The 17,681-nt window shown below is 67.4% G+C and carries 11 protein-coding genes and 1 pseudogene; 8 read left to right on the top strand and 4 right to left on the bottom strand.

Annotation, left to right across the window (positions count from 1 at the left end; translation table 11 throughout):
* Positions 1 to 111: 111 nt before the first annotated feature.
* The 7 genes and pseudogenes from galE to ACQEVG_RS32370 all read left to right on the top strand — a co-directional run bounded on the left by galE (position 112) and on the right by ACQEVG_RS32370 (position 8,090).
* Entirely contained in the window at positions 112 to 1,149 is a 1,038-nt protein-coding gene (gene galE, locus ACQEVG_RS32400) for a UDP-glucose 4-epimerase GalE (RefSeq protein WP_432990425.1), read from the top strand.
* A 111-nt stretch (positions 1,150 to 1,260) separates the two neighbouring features.
* On the top strand, positions 1,261 to 2,088 hold the full coding sequence (locus ACQEVG_RS32395; protein WP_432990423.1) for a glycosyltransferase family 2 protein: 828 nt from the start codon (positions 1,261 to 1,263) through the stop codon (positions 2,086 to 2,088).
* On the top strand, positions 2,085 to 3,455 hold the full coding sequence (locus tag ACQEVG_RS32390) for a glycosyltransferase family 2 protein (protein WP_432990421.1): 1,371 nt from the start codon (positions 2,085 to 2,087) through the stop codon (positions 3,453 to 3,455). Before ACQEVG_RS32395 ends, ACQEVG_RS32390 begins: the two co-directional genes overlap by 4 nt.
* A 9-nt stretch (positions 3,456 to 3,464) precedes the next feature.
* Positions 3,465 to 4,838, top strand: coding sequence for a lipopolysaccharide biosynthesis protein (locus ACQEVG_RS32385; protein WP_432990419.1), 1,374 nt, complete (start codon positions 3,465 to 3,467; stop codon positions 4,836 to 4,838).
* Positions 4,835 to 5,878: a glycosyltransferase family 2 protein gene (locus ACQEVG_RS32380; protein WP_432990417.1), complete on the top strand. Its 1,044-nt coding sequence runs from the start codon at positions 4,835 to 4,837 to the stop codon at positions 5,876 to 5,878. The genes ACQEVG_RS32385 and ACQEVG_RS32380 overlap by 4 nt, the downstream gene beginning before the upstream one ends.
* A 104-nt stretch (positions 5,879 to 5,982) precedes the next feature.
* A pseudogene (locus ACQEVG_RS32375) lies at positions 5,983 to 6,753 on the top strand (polysaccharide deacetylase family protein); the annotation flags it as partial.
* A 443-nt stretch (positions 6,754 to 7,196) separates the two neighbouring features.
* A complete protein-coding gene (locus tag ACQEVG_RS32370; protein ID WP_432990415.1) occupies positions 7,197 to 8,090 on the top strand; it encodes a glycoside hydrolase family 16 protein in 894 nt (297 codons plus the stop codon).
* A gap of 31 nt (positions 8,091 to 8,121) precedes the next feature.
* On the opposite strand, the gene ACQEVG_RS32365 is transcribed toward ACQEVG_RS32370, so the two are convergent.
* The 4 genes from ACQEVG_RS32365 to ACQEVG_RS32350 all read right to left on the bottom strand — a co-directional run bounded on the left by ACQEVG_RS32365 (position 8,122) and on the right by ACQEVG_RS32350 (position 12,506).
* On the bottom strand, positions 8,122 to 8,469 hold the full coding sequence (locus ACQEVG_RS32365; RefSeq protein WP_432990413.1) for a hypothetical protein: 348 nt from the start codon (positions 8,467 to 8,469) through the stop codon (positions 8,122 to 8,124).
* Positions 8,470 to 8,478: 9 nt separating this feature from the next.
* Complete coding sequence (locus ACQEVG_RS32360) at positions 8,479 to 10,233, bottom strand: glycosyltransferase (RefSeq protein ID WP_432990411.1); 1,755 nt, start codon at positions 10,231 to 10,233, stop codon at positions 8,479 to 8,481.
* Between the two features lie 330 nt (positions 10,234 to 10,563).
* Entirely contained in the window at positions 10,564 to 11,643 is a 1,080-nt protein-coding gene (locus ACQEVG_RS32355; RefSeq protein WP_432990409.1) for a GNAT family N-acetyltransferase, read from the bottom strand.
* 11 nt (positions 11,644 to 11,654) lie between these two features.
* Positions 11,655 to 12,506 (bottom strand): polysaccharide deacetylase family protein, encoded by an 852-nt coding sequence (locus ACQEVG_RS32350; protein ID WP_432990407.1) that lies wholly within the window; start codon positions 12,504 to 12,506, stop codon positions 11,655 to 11,657.
* 690 nt (positions 12,507 to 13,196) lie between these two features.
* Here ACQEVG_RS32350 and ACQEVG_RS32345 point away from each other — a divergent pair.
* Positions 13,197 to 17,681: an aminotransferase class I/II-fold pyridoxal phosphate-dependent enzyme gene (locus tag ACQEVG_RS32345; RefSeq protein ID WP_432990405.1), complete on the top strand. Its 4,485-nt coding sequence runs from the start codon at positions 13,197 to 13,199 to the stop codon at positions 17,679 to 17,681.

The raw sequence follows: 17,681 nt of genomic DNA, 5'->3' as shown, positions 1-17,681 counted from the left end.
ATATATGACATCAGTTCTTTCCGTAAGGATACTGGCGCTCATCCGGTCCCGGCCGGTCCTTGGCCCGGCAGCGGAGACCTCCTTCGCCACCGCGCTCAAGGAGAAGAACCCATGCCCGCCCCTTCAACGGTTCTGGTCACCGGCGGCGCCGGTTTCATCGGCAGCCACACCTGCGTCGAACTCCTCGACCACGGCTACGAGGTCATCGTGGTCGACAACTACTCCACCAGCTCCCCCCTGGCCTGCCTGCGTATTCAGCGAGTCGCCGGCCGCGCACTGGGCGGCGTGTACGCAGTCGATCTGCGTGACCGGCGGGCACTGTCGACGGTGTTCCACGAACACCCAGTGGATACCGTGGTGCACCTGGCCGGAAAGAGGTCCGTCGACGAATCCGTGCGGGCACCGATCGAGTACTACGACGTGAACGTCGGCGCCACCGCATCCCTGCTGAACGTCATGCAGGCACACGGTGTGCACCAGCTGGTCTTCTGCTCGTCCTGCTCCATCTACGGCGAGGCCGGTAGCACGCCGCACGCGGAGAGCGACCCGGCCCGTCCGGCGAACCCTGCCGCGGCATCGAAGTGGGTCTGCGAGCAGATGCTGGCCGACGTGTGCCGGATCCGCCCGGAGTTCACCGTGCTGGCGCTGCGCTATTTCAATCCGGTCGGCGCGCATCCCAGCGGCCTGCTCGGCGAGGACCCCCGCGGCGAGCCCGCCAATCTGATGTCCCGGCTGGCCCGGGTGGCCGCCGGAAGGCGGGGGCGCCTCAGGATCTTCGGCGGCGACTACGACACCACGGACGGCACCGGGGTCCGCGACTACCTCCACGTCATGGACCTCGCCGAGGCGCACCGGAGCGCACTGGAGCATCTCGCCGACCGGAGCGGGATGCGCGTGTTCAACCTCGGCGGCGGAACGGGCACCTCGGTCCTCGAGCTCCTGGACGCGTTCGGCGAGGCATGCGGCAGGTCCATCCCGTACGAGGTCGTGGACCGCCGGCCCGGCGATGTGACCGGACTCGTCGCCGACGCGAGCGCGGCGGCGCGGGAGTGGGGCTGGCGCCCGACCAGGGATCTTGCCGCGATGTGCCGCGACGCATGGCGCTTCCAGCAGTTCAATCCGTCCGGGTATGCGGCCGGCACCCCTTGACTTAAAGCGCGTAAGGGTAAATCGTATGTATACGACGTAAACGTACATATGAGACATACCGCCAGACGCGGCGCCACCCACTCGTTCGACCGATTCGATCCCGGAGAGATCATGACCATGAACCCGACTCAGCCCCCGGCTTCCGCCCCGGCGCCGACCCCCGCCGCGCACCCCGCCCGGCGAGCCACCGACCCGCCCGCTCACCCGATGCGACGCGCGGAGGACAGGCTGCCACCGCGCGGGTCCGTGAGCCTGGTGGTTCCGGCGCGCAACGAGGCACGCAACATCCCCTGGGTCTTCGAGCAGATTCCGGACTGCGTGGACGAGGTCATCCTGGTCGACGGCGACTCCAGTGACGCCACGGTTTCCATGGCGACCCACTGCCTGCCCACGGTCCGCAGCGTCCGGCAGAGCGGCCCGGGCAAGGGAAACGCCCTTCGCACCGGGTTCCTCGCGGCGACCGGCGACTACGTGGTGATGATGGATGCCGACGGCAGCATGTCGCCCGCCGAGATCCCGCACTACCTGCACTTCCTCGAGAACGGCTACGACTTCGTCAAGGGCTCCCGGTTCGTCGCGGGCGGCGGCTCCCTGGACATCACCCGCTTCAGGCGACTGGGCAACCATGTGCTGCTGGCAGCGGTCAACAGGCTCTACGACGCCTCGCTGACCGACCTGTGCTACGGGTTCTGCGCCTTCCGGCGCAGCTTCCTGGACCAACTGGACCTGCACGCCGCCGGCTTCGAGATCGAGGCCGAGATGATCGTGCACGCCCTGCGTTGCGGACTGCGGATCGCCGAGGTCCCGAGCCTCGAACTGCCCCGCCGCAGCGGTCGTTCCAACCTGCACGCCATCTCCGACGGCCGCCGGGTGCTGCACACCCTGCTCTCCGAGCGCCCCGGAGCACGGACCGCGCCGACCGGACGGAACACCTCATGACCGCCACCGGCCGGGCCCTTGGCACCTCGGGCACAGCACATGCGGCACACACCGTCCTCATCGCTCCGCCGTACGCCCCGACCAGGGTCGTCGACATCGATCTGGCCGAGCCGGGCGAGTTCCACCCCCCGGGCAGTCGCGAGCGGATCCGCCCGGAAGGCCGGGTGCTGGCCCTGGTGCGGCTGCACGGCTACCCGCTGGGCATGGTCTCGGCGACCGGCACCACCCCCGATGAGCTGTGGCGAGCCCTGGCAAATGCGGCCCACCGAGAGCTCACCGACCCCATCGCCGGGCACTTGGCAGCCGACCGGCCGAGCGCCCGGTCCGGCGCTTCCTCCCACATGTGGGACGAACTGGCCGTCCGCCACTGCCAGGCCGCCAGAAGCCGCGCCCTCGATGAGGCCACCGACATCAGCGTGATCGTCGCCACCCACAACCGGCCCGAGCTGCTTGGACGGTGCCTGGACTCGATACTGGAGATGGAGTACCCGCAGTTCGAGGTGATCGTGGTGGACAACGCCCCGGCGGACGAGTCCGCCAAGCAGTTGGTCCAGGATTCCTACAGCGGGCGGGTCCGTTACGTCCGTGAGCCCGTGCCCGGTCTGGCCCGCGCACACAACCGTGGCCTGGCCGTCGCGCGCGGCCGGATCGCCGCCTTCACGGACGACGACACCCTCGTCGACGCCCAATGGCTGACCGAACTCGCCGCAGCCTTCTCCGCGGACCGGCGGATCGGCTGCGTCACCGGCCTGATCGTGCCCGCCGAACTCCAGACCAGGGCACAGGCGGCGCTCGAGCGACACGGTGAATTCGGCAAGGGGTACAGCCCGCAGACCTGGTCGCTGCACAATCCGCCGGCCGACCCGCTGTTTCCGTTCACCGCCGGACGCTGCGGCTCCGGCACCAACATGGCCTTCCGTACCGATCTGCTGCGCGCCCTCGGCGGCTTCGACCCGGCCACCGGCACTGGAACACCGGCCCACGGTGGCGACGACCTGCTCGCCTTCTTCCGGGTCCTGGTCCACGGCCGCACCCTCGCCTATCAGCCGGGCGCGATCGTCTGGCACCGCCACCACCGCACCGACGACGCCATGAAGACACAGGCCTTCGGGTACGGCGTCGGGCTCGGGGCCTACCTGACCGGGGCGCTCGCCCACGAGCCCCGGATGCTGCCCGCCATGCTGCGCAAGCTGCCCGGCGGCATCCGATACGCGGCGGCGAAGGCACGCGGCCGGACGGAACCGGGCGCCGGATGGTCCCGGCAGCTCGCGCTCCTGGAGATACGGGGCCTGCTGTACGGTCCGCTCGGTTATCTGCGCAGCCGCTACCTCAATCGCGCCGCCCGCGCAGACCGCGACCGGGGCTGAGGAGCAGCCGTGTATGCAATACGCGCCCTTCGGGCAACGGATTCGGCGGAAACGGCGACCGCGCCGTCCCCCGACCGCGCTGCCGGGCGCCCCCCCGTCGCGGCGCTGCGAGCGGGGCTCGCCGCCGTGGTGTCCCGATCCCGGGAGCCGCTGCTGCGCAACGGGCATCTCCTCGCGATCAGCTCCCTCATCACCGCCGGGCTGGGATCCGTCTTCTGGGTGTGTGCCACCCGCTGGTACTCCGACGAGGTGGTGGGCCTCAGTTACTCCGCGCTCTCTGCCGGCACGTTGCTCGCCAGCATCGGTCAGCTCAACCTCTCCGACTTCCTGGTCCGCTTCGTACCGTCCGCCGGGCGGCACACCCGCAAGCTGGTGCTCGCCTGCTACCTCGTCGGCGCCGCCTGCAGTGTGCTGGCCGCCGTCGCATTCCTGCTGCTGGTGCCCAGGATCGCTCCCGACCTGGACTTCCTGCTGACCCCGGTGAGCGGCGTCTGCTTTGTCGCGGCCACCGCGGGGTACACCATCTTCGTCCTGCAGGACGGCGCCCTGACCGGAGTGCGCCGAGCGGGCTGGCTGGTTGCCGAGAATATGCTCTTCGCCAGCCTGAAGATCACGCTGCTGGCCGTGGGCGCCGCTCTGACACTCTGGACCGGCATCCTGATTTCCTGGGCCGGGGCCCTCCTGGTCGCGATCCTCCTGACCAACTTCTTTCTGCTGCGGCACGCGGTGCCCCGCCACGAGAAGACCGCTCCGGAAGCGGTACGCCCGCCCCGCATGGTCGGATACGCGGCCGCCGACTATGTCGGCTCGATGTTCCGGATGGCCGCGTACACCCTCGTCCCGCTGCTGGTGCTGAACACCCTGGGCGCGAAGCAGAGCGCCTACTTCTCCCTGGCGTGGATGGTCGGCTATGTGCCGTACCTGCTGGCGAGCAACATGGGAAGCTCCCTGATAGTGGAGGCGGCGCACAGCCCCGGGCAGCTGGCCGAACAGGCGTTCAAGGTCCTGCGTCACTCCGCTCTGCTGATGCTCCTCGGAGCCATCACCATCATTGTCATCGCCCCGAAGCTCCTCTCCTTCTTCGGAGCCGAGTACGCGGCGGAGGGCACCATGCTCTTGCGGCTGCTGGCGGTGTCGGCGCTGCCCAACCTCCTGGTGAGCGTGGCGGTGGACGTGGCTCGCATGCGTCGGCAACTGCGCATGGTGGTGGGGCTGCAGCTGGCGCTCTGTGTGCTGGTGCTCGGTCTCTCGGCTGTCCTGCTGCCGGTGCTCGGCCTCAGCGGGGCAGGCGTCGCCTGGCTCGCGGCCCAGTCCCTGCTGGCCCTGTACCTGCTGATCTGGCGGTCGCGTTGGCTGCCCCGGAGTTCGGAGAAGCCGTCATGACCGACTGCACCGACATCTCCGTCGTGATCTGCGTCTACACCGAGGATCGCTGGGAAGACATCCTCGCCGCCGTCGAGTCGATGCGGGCGCAGTCCCGGCCGGCTCTGGAGACGCTGCTGGTCGTCGACCACAACCCGGCGCTCCTCGACCGGCTGACCAACGAGTACAAGGAGGGGGAAGAAGGAGAGGTGGTACGGGTGCTCGCCAACGCGGGACCCCAGGGCCTCTCCGCCGGCCGCAACACCGGGATCGCCGCCTCGCGCGGCTCGGTCATCGCCTTCCTCGACGACGACGCGGTGGCGGAACGGGACTGGCTGCGCCACTTCGCGGCCGCGTACGCCGATCCGCGGGTGATGGCGGTCGGCGGCCGTACGGAGCCGGTGTGGGCGTCCAGGAGCCGCCCGGCGTGGTTCCCCGAGGAGTTCGACTGGGTCGTCGGCTGTACGTACAAGGGGCTGCCGCAGGGCAAGGTGCGGGTCCGCAATGTGCTGGGCGGCAACGCCTCCTTCCGACGCGAAGCCTTCGACGCCGCGGGCGGCTTCGCGACCGGCATCGGCCGTGACGGCGACAAACGCCCGCTGGGCTGCGAGGAGACCGAGCTGTGCATCCGGCTCTCCCGCGCGAGGCCGGACGCCGTGCTGCTGATCGACGACCGTGCGGTGATCCACCACAAGGTGCCCGCGGTGCGGGAACGGTTCGGCTACTTCCGTACGCGTGCGTATGCCGAGGGCCTGTCGAAGGCACTGGTGGCGCGGAGCGTCGGCGCGGACAAGGGCCTGGAGACCGAACGCCGGTACACCACCCGGGTGCTGCCCGCCGGGGTGGCGCGGGGGCTGCGGGACGCGCTGCTGGGGCGGCGCGGCGGAGCGGGCCGCGCCGGCGCGATCGTGACCGGAGTGGCCGCCGCCGCGGGCGGGTATGTGCTCGGCACCGTCCGCGCCCGCCGCAACAGCTCCACTTTCGCGATCGCGGATGTGCCCCCGTCCTCGGCGGGGCCGCGCAGCGCACCGGGCGGGCACCGGGAAGGTGCGGCGGCATGAGCGCACGCGTGGTTCCGCGTTCCGGACGCCCGCAGCCCGTCGTCGGCGCTGCGCTCTCGTCGCGAGGAGAGCGCCGGTGGACCCGGCAGCCCGTGCCCATCCTGATGTACCACGCGGTCGCGCACGAGCCCGCGCCGTCCACCCAAGCCCTGTCCGTCTCGCCGGAGGCGTTCGCCGAGCAGATGGAGCTGCTCGGCGACCGTGGCTTCACACCGCTGACGACGGCGCGGCTGGCCGCTGCCTGGCGCAGCGGCTCCCCGCTGCCCCGCCGCCCGGTGCTGATCACCTTCGACGACGGGTACGAGGGGGTGCACCGGCACGCCCTCCCGATCCTCGCCAAGCACGGTTTCCCCTCCACCGTGTTCGTCTCGACGGGCTGGCTGCGCGGCCCGTACGAGATCGAGGGCGCCGCCCTGGACACCATGCTCGACTGGGACCAGGTGCGCGAACTCGCCGCGGCGGGCGCGGAGATCGGCGGGCACAGCCACACCCACCCGCAGCTGGACCAGCTCGCGGACGAGGATCTGTGGTGGGAGGTGCTGGACTGCAAGGAGATCGTCGCCGAGCAGCTCGGCGCCCCACCCGTCTCCTTCGCCTATCCGTACGGCTACTCCAGCCGACGGGTGCGGCGGGCGGTGCGCGCGGCGGGCTTCGCACAGTCGCTGGTGGTGGGCAACGCGCTGGCGAAGCCGCGCCAGGGGCCGTACGCGCTGGAGCGGGTGACCGTACGGCGCGGCACCGGTGTGGAGGAGTTCGAACGGCTGGTGGAGGGGCGGGCGATCGCCCGTAACTTCGCCAGGGACCGGGCGCTGACCAAGGGGTACGCGCTGGTCCGCAGATCCCGCCAGTTGATGCGGAAGGGAACCCGGACCCGTGTCGTCACCGAAGCCCATCGCACCATGCTTGGACACCTCGCCGAGACGACGGGAATGCCCGGCCAGGCGTATCATCCAATGACGAATCACATTGCTCGCCGAACGGACTCCCTCCCCTTACGCCATTTGGCGTAGTAACGGCTTGCAGGGCGTGCCTGTTCCCGGCCCCTTGACCGCCACATTGGAGAAAAGGTGCCATCTTGCCTCCCTCGTTCAGGCAGTGCAACTTCAGGGGCCACAGATCATTTGCCGCTCTTGTGCTCGTTATCACTGTCGCTTTCGCCACCGTTACCTGCGCCAGTCGGGATCGCTCGGAGGCGGGCCCCATCGTCGTCGACTCATTGTTCATTCTGCCGACGTCTCCCTCGCTCAATGCCCCGGTGACGGCGACTGCAGAGATCTATACCACGCGACCAATCTCTGTACAGAGCTTGACTGTTGCTGTGAGGTCGGAGACCGGCGCCACCCCCGATTTCGAAGGTGCGCTCGGTGGGACTATCGACAAGGGCGACATGGTCTTCACGTCCCAGGCGCGCACATTCCCGGCCGGATCCTACGAATATTTCGTTTCCTACAAGGTGGACGATGTCTGGCACCGCCTTTCACCGATCAAGAAATTCACCTCGCAAAAATCGGAGAGCGAAGGGCCGCGCGGCATTCCAGGTGTTTGGTATTCGGTATTCAGCGATGAATTCAATGGGACGAGTCTTGACAGGGAAAAATGGGCCACCGGGAACCCTGATGAAAACGGTTCGACGGAAATCACCGCGCCTGTCAACACCGATGAACTGCAGTGCTACGATTCCAACCTGGTCGACGTCTCCGAGGGTACCCTGAATATCACGGCGATCCGCAAGCCGGCGACGTGCGGAGGCAAGGAGATGGAGTATTCCTCCGGAATGATAAATTCGAAGGACGACTTCCGGCAGAGGTTCGGTGCGCTGGAGGCGCGCATCTACCTGCCGGCTGCCACTCCGGGTGTGATTGCGAATTGGCCGGCGTTTTGGCAGGTGGGGCCAGAATGGCCCATCACCGGGGAGAACGATGTGATGGAAGGACTCATCGGGCGCGCCTGCTTCCACTTCTACTCGAAGGAAGGGCCGCGAGGGCAGTGCGCGACGGGTGATTTCACGGGTTGGCACACCTTCGGCGCGAACTGGCAGCCCGGGCGTGTGGACTACTACTACGACGGCGTCTTTGTCGGCGCAATCACAGAAGGCATTACCTCGGCCCCGCAGTGGCTGATGCTGAACAATTCAGTACAGCCGAAGATCGGGGGGCCCACAAAACTTCCAGCCGAGATGCGGGTGGACTACGTTCGCGTCTGGCAGCACTGATCACCGGCTTTCGCCGGTCTTGTGGGCGGCGCTACTGCGCGGCCGGTAGCAGCACAGCCACGGTACTCACCAGGGCCAGTACGACGAGGACGCGTAGCGAGGTGAGGACCCCGGCCAGCAGCAGCAGTTCGCTCACCAGAATCGCGCTGGCGAGACTGACTGCTCCTGTCAGTACCGCGACCTGCAACGGCCGCCCCCACGAAGAGCTTTCCAGCGTATGCGGTCGGGGCGGCAGCCGCAGGGCCAGTGGAAGCCCGGGGAAGAGAAGCACGGAAATCATCACGACAGCGATGCGCAGGGAATTCCCGGCGGGCAGCGCCGCGGCGGCCGGCGCGGACCAGGCAGCGGCGAAAACCAGGGTTCGTGCAGCGGGTCTCATCGTTGGGCCTTAACTCCTGGGCGGGGTAAAGAGGTACACCACGGCGTCATTGTTTCGATAGACGACCCGGAAGTCCGGATGCGCGGCGAGAACACTGTCCATTTTCTTGAGGCTTGTGGGGAACCATCCGGTGGCGTGGATTCTGGCTTCCTGTGCCCTGTTGAGCATGAGGTAGACGGGCTTCCTCTCACCGACCAACGACTCGAGCGTGCCCGCAGGGTCGAGGGCGAACCGGTGCGGGACCCACTCGCCCTCCAGCGTGATCCACACCCTCTGATGCTGGTCGTAATCGGTGTAGCCCGCGGGGAAGTCCTCTGTAATGGCAGCCACCACAGATCCAGGGGGTGCGTGGCTGAACAACCATCGGGCGGCCACCGTCTCTGAGCGGGTGAAGTAGAGGGCATATTCTTTGCCGTAGTAACTGATCGCGAACCCTGCGAACAGAAGAAGCAGGACGACCGGCAGCACGAGCGCACGTACCCAGCGGCGCCCACCGGCCAGCAGGGCTGCCGCCCCGAACGCGATGGCGGGCAGGGCAAACATGTAGGCCCGAAAGAGCATCTCCCCGTCGTAGCTGTTGAGGGCCAGCAAGGGCAGCGGGGCGACCGCGAGCAGGGGGAGCGGGGTGCGCCGCAGGGCGGGCCGGAACACCAGGGCCATGGCCGCAAGCAGCCACACGCCGGCTGACAGCGCACGGTCGGTCCAGGCCACCAGCACCTGGGCGTCGGACGCGGCAGACAGATCCAGAAAACCTGCGCTGGCATTCTCTGCAGGCTGAGTCAGGCCCTGGACCATCTCGTTGAGATTCGCCGAGATGAATGGGCGTGCCACGGTGAGATCCCAGGCCAAGGTCAGAACCACGGTTCCCAGCAGGACCGGTAGCACAATCCGTCGGTTGCGTCTCGGCAGGGCGAGCGCGACCAGAGCGGCGATCAGCATCAGCGGCGTCAAGGGATGTGAGCACACGATCGCGGCCACGGGCAGAAGCACCAGCAGAATCCAGCCGACTGACGGGCGTTGGGCGGCTTCCCGTGCCCTGGCCGTGGGTCCCGGGTCCGGGGTACGCACCGGGCTGCCGGAATCGGTACCCGCCTCACGCTTTCTCGCGATGCGGGTAACCGACCGGGGAAGGCGCCAAACGACGGCCGCGACGACGCAGACATAGAGCAGGAAGGTGAGCGTCTGCGGGGCGAAGTAGTCCTGGGTCACCCAGAAGCAGGTGTAGAACACCCACGCGGCGGCCCATGACAACCGTCTGCTGCGGGAGAACGAACGGTAGATCAAGATCAGCGGGCCGAGCAGCAGGGCATCGGCCACCGGCGGAGCCCAAGCCGCATAAGTGAGCGCGGAGTCGATGCCCGTTGCCTGAACCACCATGTCGTTCAGCGCGAAGAAGCCCGGCCACTGGTTGTAGACGTCCAACCCATGGTCATGAGCAATGGGCAATTGGCCGAGGCGGAGGATCGTATCGACCATGGAAACGTGCTTCCAGGCCCAGGCGTTGCTCAGTTGGGAGTAAAGGAGCGGGGCCGTGGCGTGCAGCATCGCGATCAGCGCCAGAACATAACCCGCGTAGAGCCAGCCGGGCGTGCGCCGGTCAAGGAGCGCTGCGCAGAACCCAAGTGTCAGTAGTCCTCCTGCCACCCAGAAGATGACCGGCAACACCTGCACGAGGCCCAGGTCGCCCATGCCGGCCACATGCACATTCCGCAGGGACAGCAGCCACATGGCCAGGGCGGCGGGGAGCGCGACTCGGGTGAACAAGCGGGAGGCTCGGCGGATCGGGCGTGGCGCGACGGCAGTGTCGGGGGACGAAACCGCTGCCGTGCCGTTCCGGTCTGTGAATAGAAGCCTCGAGCCATCCTCAGGTTTCATAGGCAAACTAGGTACCATGACATGTTGCCGTCCGCCGGTATTTGCGTGATTTATCCTCCCCGGTGTTGATGCGGTGATTTTGCGAGTGGCGACAGATGGACATCGCATTTTCCTATCTGGGCAGCGCCGGTCAATTGGGCTATTGGCGCGCCACTGCCGGCAGTTGACGGGATGAAACGACGATCGGTGCGGCGAAGCACGGTTGCACCGCCGCCCGTGTCACTTCGAGTCCATGGCCCATCGTGTTCGCATCGCGCCCAGGGCGTTGAGTGTGCGCCGGGCCGCTTGCCTCAGATGTGGCCTCTCCGACACGGTGTCACGGGCCCGTTGTAGGGGCGCCCTGCTCAGCCAATGCACCACGGCAGCCGCGGACGGCAGTGCCGCCCACCCTTCCGCGACGGTCAGCTCTCGCGTCTTGAGCCTTTCCTTGTGTTCACTCGCGCCACGCCCCAGATCCAGGTAGTCCAACCCGGCCCGGGCGGCCTCCTCGGCCATCCGCAAGTGAAGAAGAAGCCCCGGCGAGTAGTAGTTGAAGCGGGTGTCGTAGACGGGGAACCAACAGGCCATCACCCGTCCGGACCGTAGCCCGAAGTGCGCGGCGACGGGCTCATCTCCTGCGTACAGTACGGACAACAGGCCGGCGAGTGTGTCTGTGCGGGTCGCATGCAGCTGCTTCAGCAACTCGGTGATCCATGGCTGCGCGAAGCGGTCCATACGACCTGTCCTGCGGTATTGCGCAGACTTCCAACGCATCAGAGTGCGCAGCTGATCCGGGTCCTTCTCGTCGAAAACAAAGCGGACTTCGCCGAAATCACGTTGGAGTCTACGAGTATTCTTCGCCATGGTGCGCACGAATCGTGGCGAGTGTTCCGAGACCCGATTCTCATAGTTCGCATAGCCATCGCCCACGTCCATCACTGGCGAGGCATGGAGCGTGCGGGCGTAGGGCGAGAAGGGCTGTGTGTCCCCCATCAGGTTGTCGAATTCCCACACCGAAAGCCCGCAGGCCCGCAGAAGCGGTTCCGCTTCGGTCACGACACCGGGACGTTGCACAATGGCCTGGCAGTCGGAAATCCCCATACCCACCGCACGGCCGATTCCGAGTGGTCCTCGCTCGAAGGGGAAGAACGCCACCGGCTCCCTGTCGGCTACGGCGACCGCGACCCGTACCGTCGGCCGGACGGCGGCCACGGCGCGAGCGAAGTCGGGGCCGAGGAATGGGTTCGCGTACTCGGGGTGGTCCGCTTGAATGGCGTTCCAGGCGGCCACTGCACCGGGGCGCAGCTCGGTCGGGGACACCACCTGGAATCTCATACTGATGTCCGTCCCTGCGTCTCCTGGATCCGGCCGGGCGACGACGGTGGGCCGCCGACCGGGCTGCCCAGCCGGGCCCGAGTGCGGCGGTAGAGACGCCACACCTTGGTCCGCGGGCGCTCAGGGAAGGGCGCTACCCGAGCGCCCAGACCATCGACCCAGTCCTGGAAGAGGGCAGGCCGGGTGTCGGCACAGACCGTCAGGCGGGCGATCCGCAGCGGGTCATCCTCCACAGAGCTGAACGCGTTGGCCACCGCGCAGGCCGAAGTCCAGCCGGCCTCGCGCACGCGGCGACGGACTCGGGCGTTCGAGTAACCGTGCGGGTAGGCATACGCATGGACCGCGTGACCCAGCACATCCTCCAGCTGCCGCTTGCATCCGCCGATCTCGTCGTTCAGCAGGTGCGGCGGAAGGGTGTCGAGCTGCGGATGCGTGCGCGAATGCCCACCGATCTCCACCCCGGATTCGTCGAGCGTTCTGATCTGTCTCCAGGTCAGCATGTCGGTCCGTGGAAGCAGAGTTTCCCCGGCTACCCCGCCGGGCGTGCGTACCGCCCCGGTCGTGACATACAAGGTGGCGGGGAGATTCCGTGTGGTGAGCAACGGAGCCACCGTCCCGTAGAAGTCGGCGAAGCCGTCGTCGAAGGTGAGGACGGCGGGGCGTGGCGGGAGCGTCGATCCGTTGCGGATCGCGTCCACCAGCCGCCGCAGAGGGATCACGGTGCGCCCGCTGTCCGCAAGCAGATCGAGCTGCTCGGCGAACGTGCCCGGACCGACGGTGTACGGCGCGATCCAGGACGGTGGATCGTCCGCCACTGAGTGGTACAGAAAGACGGGCACGGGCGTCATCGCTCGTTCCTCCTGGCTTTCGAAACCGCGGGAACTGCCGTCGCTGCCGACCGGGGCACGGTCCGGCCGCGGGCACGATTCACTGGTGCTCCGGGGCCGCGGTGGAGTCCGAGGGCCGCCTGCGTGCGCTCCGGGGCACCGATGCGAGGGAATATCCCCTCGCTCGCCAGTACGGGGCCGACTCCGGTGGAACGGGCGACGACTGGCCTTCGAGAGTCCTCTCCATCTACGCACGATGCTCACGCACAGTCAAGCGAAATGTAACGCTAAGCATACTTCATTACCATCTTGAATAGTTTGTCACAGTTTGCGCATCAGTCGAGTTTATGAGATTTCAGCTGAGCGCGACGTCTCCGCGTCCTGTCAAGCCGGGAGAATGCCGTCCCGGCTCGGGGGTACCGCGATGCCGACAACACGAATCGGGCCCATGAGCAGATGCTCGCCGACGCATGTCGCCGGGCCCGGAATTCACCGTTCACTCCAACGCCCTGCTTCAATCCGGCGGGAGCCCACTCCAGTGGACTGCTGCTCGGCAAGCCCCCGGCGGCACCGACCGGCTCTCGAAAACGTCCAGTCGCAGTGATCCCTCAAGGGCCTTAGCATCGTAAAAAGGTAATGACGGGCCGACAATGCCGAACGGGACGACGGGGGCTGTCCTCCGTGTCCGATGGTGGTAGGAGGCGGTTCTCATTGACCCGGGTCCAGCGTCTGATGGCCGGATACGTCGTACTCGTGATCCCGCCCACTGTCGTCTATCTGACGATGCCGAGCCGACACGACGTCACCTGGGCCGTGATCGGTCTCGCCAGCGTCTGCGCCATTCTCCTGGGCATCCGGATGCATCGGCCGGCGCACCGCTGGCCCTGGCTGGTGCTGGCCGCCGCCAACTTCACCTTCACGGCGGGCGATACGACGTACAACATCCTCAACACCTTCTTCGACCAGCAGAATCCATTTCCCTCGCTTGCCGACGTCTTCTATCTGGCGACGTATCCGCTGTTTGCCATCGGGCTGTTCGGATTCATCCGCTACCGCACCACGGGGCGGGACCTCGCGAGCCTGCTGGACGCGTTGATCCTCACATCCGGTCTTGCGCTGCTCTCCTGGGTCTTCCTCATCACGCCCAACGCCCAGGCCGCCGACACCACATGGATTCAACGAGCGATCTCGATCGCCTATCCGCTCGGTGACGTACTGATGCTGGCGATGCTCGCGCGGCTGCTCACGCCCGGCGGTCTGCGGAGCCCCGCGATCCAACTCCTCACCGTCGGCACGATCGGCATCCTCGTCTCCGACGTCCTGTACGGACTGCTGCAGCTCAAAGGGGCCTGGCAGGTCGGCACCCCGATGGACCTGGGCTGGGTGGTCTTCTTCACCGCCTGGGGGCTGGCGGCGCTGCATCCCTCCATGGTGAAACTGACCGAACGGATGCCCGAACGACAGCCCGGGATCCACGTCCGGCGGCTCGCCGTACTCGCCCTGGCCTCGTTGGTCGCCCCCGCGATGCTCCTGTTCGAGTCCCTGCGCGGCAATATCCAGGACGCGTCTGTCATCGCGGTGTTCTCCGCCCTTCTTTTCATGCTCGTACTCGGACGGCTGTCGGGCCTGGTGGCAGTTCACTTGAAGGCCGTGAGCCGCGAACGGGGCCTGCGAGTGGCGGCCGCGTCGCTGGTGGCCGCGGCCAGCGTGAAGGAGATCGCACATTCGATCCAGGGAGCGGCGGAACTGCTCTTCGGAACGGGGACCCGCCACGAGGCCGTGCTGCTGACCACCGATCCCGGCGAAACCAGGCTCCACACCGTACGCACCAAGTCGCGCGCCTGGAACTGGCACATCAGCTGGACGGACGAGACAGCCAATGCGTGGCTGCCCCGGTTTCTCGCCCGTGAGACACAGGTCGTACGCGTCGACGACCTCGGAGCCACCGCGGCCGCCGAGTTGGGGGAGGACCTGCCGAACGCGCTGCTGTGTCCGCTGTCCCTCAGGGACCGTCCGTCCGGTGACGCGCTGGTCGGTGCTCTCGTCATCACCGGTACGGAGCACAGCCTGGCGGAACGGTGGGGCGTGTTCGAGACCCTGGCCTCGCAGGCCGCGCTGGCGGTGGAACGCGTGGCTCTCGGCCAGGAGGTCAACCGCCGAAACAGCGAGGCGTACTTCCGCACCCTCGTGCACAACGCCTCGGACGTGATCCTGATCCTCGACGACGACAACACCGTCAAATACGCGAGCCCGTCCGCCGAGGGGATGTTCAGCCGCACCCCTCTCAAGGGGGTAGGGCTCACCGAACTCGTCGCGCCCCAGGACAGCGACCGTGCGATGCGCTCCCTGGCGCGGATGCGCACCGAGGACGACCAGGACAGCCGCGACGACTGGCAGGTCGTCAAGCACGGTGGCGGGCGTATCGATGTGGAGGCCAGATGCAGCAATCTGCGGCACGACCAGACCGTGCACGGATTGGTCCTCACGCTGCGGGACGTCACCGAGCAGCGGCAGTTGGAGCGCGAACTCACCCATCGTGCCTTTCACGACTCGCTGACCGGTCTGCCGAACCGGGTGCTCCTGCTGGAGCGTATCGACCGCGCGCTGCTTCGCGGGCGCCGTGATTCCACCGTCACCTGCGTACTGTTCGTCGATCTCGACGACTTCAAGGTGGTCAACGACACCAGGGGCCACTCGGTCGGGGACGAACTCCTCATCGCTGTGGCGCGGCGGTTGTCCGGGACGCTGCGCGCCAGCGACACGGCGGCACGTCTGGGAGGCGACGAGTTCGCGGTCCTCATGGAAGGTGGCAAGGACCCCGCGGTCGCGGAAGTGCTCGCCGCACAGATCATCCAGAGCCTCACCCAGCCGTTCCGGCTCTCGGGCGGAATGATCAGCCTCTCGGCCAGCGTCGGTATAGCCAGCGCACGCGACAGCGCCACTGCGGAAGACCTCCTGGGCCACGCCGACCTGGCCCTGTACGCGGCGAAGACGGCCGGGAAGCGGCAGTGGCGCCGCTATCAGGCGCGGCTGCACACCGGAATGCTGGAGCGGCACGAACTCCAGGCAAGCCTCGAGAGCGCGATCGCCGCCGAGTCGTTCCACGTGCGTTATCAGCCCATCGTCGAGATCGCCAGCGGCGATGTCGCCGGCTTCGAAGCGCTGGTCCGCTGGCCGCACGACAGGCGCGGGCTGGTCCCTCCGGGTCAGTTCATCGCACTCGCCGAGGAGACCGGGCACATCATGCCGCTCGGCGCCTGGGTACTGGAGCACGCCGCCGCCCACGTCGCCCACTGGCAACAGGCGGTGCCGCGCCCGGAGCCCCTGAACATCAACGTCAACGTCTCCGCCCGCCAGTTCCGCGATCCGGGCTTCCTCGACCAGGTGCGCCACGTCCTCGACACGTCCGGCCTGGCGCCCGGTTCGCTGGTGCTGGAGCTGACGGAGACCGTCCTGATGCACCGCGACGATCAGATCCGTTCGGTGATGAGGACGCTGAAGGATCTCGGCGTGGGAATGGCGATCGACGATTTCGGAACCGGCTTCTCGTCGCTCAGTTACCTCCGGGAATTCCCGATCGACATACTCAAGGTCGACAAGTCCTTCATCGACGACGTCGGCGTCGACGATCAGCAAGTCGCTCTGGTCGAGGGCATTGTGCGCATCGCCGACACACTCGGCCTTCAGGTCATCGCCGAAGGCATCGAAGAGGTGGAGCAACGCGACCGGCTGGCAGCAATGGGCTGCCGCTTCGGACAGGGATACCTCTTCGCCCGACCGATGACAGCGGACCAGGGGGAACAACTCCTGCGGAGCGCCCAGGAACACCGTGCACCAAGCCTTGTCAACAGCGCCACCAAGCAATCGCCGGCGCGCCGTCGCCGCAGCACCGCCGGGGCAGGCCCGCATTCGTCGTCCGCGGGAGGGGGCACGGTGGAGGAGAGTTCCGCGCGGACGTCACTGGAACCGGGCGGCGCGCGACGCGATCCACGCTGGGGAGAGCTCGAACACCTGCGGCAGTCCAGCCCGATGTGCGACGCGGTCATCGACGAGGTGCGCGGCCGGCACATTCGCTGCGGCGATCACTGGCTCATCGACTTCGCGTCGTGCAACTACCTGGGCTTCGACCTCGAGCCTGAGATCATGGACGCGGTCGAACCACAGATACAGCGTTGGGGCACCCACCCCAGCTGGTCGCGGCTGATCGGCAGCCCCCGGCTCTATCCGGAGATCGAGGAACGGCTCACCGCGCTGCTCGACGCGCCGGATACCCTGCTCCTCCCGACCATCACCCTGATCCACGCCTCCGTGATCCCGGTGCTCGCCGGGGAGGGACACGTTTTCGTCGAAGCACGAGCACACCGCACGGTCTACGACGGGTGTCTGGTGGCCCGCGGGCAGGGTGCCAAAGTCAAGCGCTTCCACGCCGACCGGCCCGACGAACTCGATGCCCTGCTGCGCGCGGTGCCGGCCGATTCCACCCGGCTGGTGTGCCTGGACGGCGTCGACAGCATGACCGGGAACGTGCCCAACCTGTTGGAGCTGGCGGGCGTCTGCCGGGCGCGGGACGCAGTGCTGTACATCGACGACGCGCACGGCTTCGGGATTGTCGGCGAACGCCGCGCCGACGAATCCTCCCCGTACGGCGCACGGGGCAACTGCGTCGTCCGCCATCTCGGCGAGACGTACGACGGCATCGTGCTGGTGGGCGGATTCTCCAAGGCGTACTCCTCCCTGCTGGCGTTCCTGGCGCTTCCGACCTGGCTGAAGAATCACCTCAAGGTGGCAGCCGCGCCCTACCTCTACTCGGGCCCCTCACCGACGGCCTCGCTCGCCACCGTGCTCGCCGGTCTCGACCTCAACGACCGGCGCGGCGACGCCATCCGCGCCGATCTGTACCGCAAGACGATGCGTGTCCTGGACCATTTGGGCGCCCTGGGGGTCTGGACGCCCAACGCCAGCGGCCTGCCCATCATCGAAATCCCCCTCGCCGACGGCGCAGACATGGACGCGGCCGCGACGTTCCTGTGGGACCGCGGGATCTACGTCACGCTGGCGGCCTATCCGCTGGTCCCGCGCGACAAGGTGGGTATCCGCATCCAGGTCACGGCCAAGAACACCGATGACGACATCGGCCGGCTCAACCAGACGCTTTCGGCTTTCGCCGAGCGGTTCGAACTGCGACTGCGGCGCTGA

This window comes from Streptomyces sp. CA-135486 (genome assembly GCF_050936555.1).
Classification (GTDB): Bacteria; Actinomycetota; Actinomycetes; order Streptomycetales; family Streptomycetaceae; genus Streptomyces.
The sequence above is the reverse complement of the archived record's forward strand: the minus strand, read 5'-3'. Positions and strand labels throughout refer to the sequence as shown.

Coding starts and splice junctions, on each gene's coding strand:
- galE (WP_432990425.1), top strand. CDS start 112: ATGCCCGCCCCTTCAACGGTTCTGGTCACCGGCGGCGCCGGTTTCATC.
- ACQEVG_RS32395 (WP_432990423.1), top strand. CDS start 1,261: ATGACCATGAACCCGACTCAGCCCCCGGCTTCCGCCCCGGCGCCGACC.
- ACQEVG_RS32390 (WP_432990421.1), top strand. CDS start 2,085: ATGACCGCCACCGGCCGGGCCCTTGGCACCTCGGGCACAGCACATGCG.
- ACQEVG_RS32380 (WP_432990417.1), top strand. CDS start 4,835: ATGACCGACTGCACCGACATCTCCGTCGTGATCTGCGTCTACACCGAG.
- ACQEVG_RS32365 (WP_432990413.1), bottom strand. CDS start 8,469: ATGAGACCCGCTGCACGAACCCTGGTTTTCGCCGCTGCCTGGTCCGCG.
- ACQEVG_RS32350 (WP_432990407.1), bottom strand. CDS start 12,506: ATGACGCCCGTGCCCGTCTTTCTGTACCACTCAGTGGCGGACGATCCA.